Consider the following 1,603-nt stretch of genomic DNA (forward strand, 5'->3'; position numbering starts at 1 on the left):
GACCTGCGCCGCGCCACCAAGGTGATTGCGCGGGCGCTGCACGATCTGCTGGGTTGAGGGGGGACGACCGCCTGCCGGTTAGGGCATGAGAACGGAGTCTGGCAGTCTCGGACAATCGACGCACTCTGGAGGAATGTTCTCGAAGACCACGTCTTGCCCGATGCGCACGACATTGAGCGGGGGGTCGAACCACCAATTGATATCCCCATTCAACCAGAGGTCCACAACACCGCTCTCGCCCAACAAGGTTTCTGGTTCGATTCGGTACAAGCGGATCACATGGGGATATTTCATATTCCAGTGCATGAGCCGCTGCAGCCATGAGGCTTCGTAGTAATCGAGCCGGTAAACATGCCGTGGGCTGTAGTGGCTGCGATCGTACCTTGGGATGGCGGAATATCCGAGCACTATCGCAGACAACACTGCAGCGACGGCCCATTTCACCAATCTTTTTCCATTCATAATTCAACCATCAATTCACCACTCCAGTTGCACAGGAAATGGCAGTCGCACCCTGTGCACATTGGATAACACCATGAAGTCGCCGCCCCTTTGATTCCTTTCGCTCCATCGACGGAAATCCGAGTTCTGCACAATATATTTGTAGCCTTGCACGACCGAAGGCTCCTCATCCACCACGGTCTCTGAAATAGGCACATCCAGGTTTGTCCGGACACCGCACTGCATCCCATCAAATCCCCAGCATCCCAGCGGCTGCGAAATAAAAGAATTGCCGTCGTTGAAGTCGTAGGAATCTCTCAAATAAAATCCCAACTCGTCTATTTCAATTCTGGCATGGACGGGGCCTCGCGCGATGACCATGCCAGAAACAGCCAGCTTGATCTGCGCTTCGCCCATCGCGCCATAAAAGTCGTCCAACGGATCGCTCCAACGACCAAAGACAGCGTAGTTCACCTGACAGGTTTCATCCAGGATTCGAGCCGGCTTCGATAGATCCCCGAAGCGCCAGCATTCTTGAATTCTCCCAGGAGATTGCCTGACGACACGTTGCTTCAACAATGTGATTGCGGCCGGACTGGCCCAATTCGCCTGCAATCGGGCCATAGCGGACTGCACCCGGGCGAAACCGAGCGCCCACTGCATGGTGACGGTGGTGTCATCAAGATAGGCCGAAGGCAGTTGGCTCAACCGGTACGGCGGCTCGCTGAACTTCATTTCTCGGGGCATCCGGAACGGCGCTCCATTGAACCACCGCTCCATCAACGCACTGGCCACCGGCCAGCCCAGTCGCGAACGCATCACACCCGGAATATCACGCAACTGAAAAAGCCGCGTCGCGTGCTTCGGTGCAAGTTTTCGCGCCAATGCAGCGCGTAGCGCCTCTTGGGGCACCTTCACTATGCCATTCATGTCCACCCTCCCGTTCGAATGACTATTCAACCAACAGGCGCGAATGATAGAGATGAACAGCAACGGTAGAGCAATGGCCGCTCAGTGGAAAGTTACCAGTTGCAATCCAAAGATAGATCGTGGGGTAGCCACGCATTGATGCGCTGCAGGGCGCCGTGCACATCCTGAACGCGCTCTACCAGCAGAACACGCTCTACCGGCAGGTCACGTCCAAGGTCGAGGGCATCAAGCA

2 protein-coding genes are annotated in these 1,603 nt (G+C 55.9%); both read right to left on the reverse strand.

Annotated elements, in window-relative coordinates; translation table 11 throughout:
* Positions 1-78 precede the first annotated feature (78 nt).
* Complete coding sequence (locus BLR99_RS22145) at positions 79-462, reverse strand: hypothetical protein (protein WP_011794257.1); 384 nt, start codon at positions 460-462, stop codon at positions 79-81.
* Between the two features lie 15 nt (positions 463-477).
* A complete protein-coding gene (locus BLR99_RS22150) occupies positions 478-1,371 on the reverse strand; it encodes a DUF6402 family protein (protein WP_041827250.1) in 894 nt (297 codons plus the stop codon).
* Positions 1,372-1,603: the final 232 nt, after the last annotated feature.

Origin of the sequence: Paracidovorax citrulli (assembly GCF_900100305.1) — a bacterium.
Lineage (GTDB): Bacteria > Pseudomonadota > Gammaproteobacteria > Burkholderiales > Burkholderiaceae_C > Paracidovorax > Paracidovorax citrulli.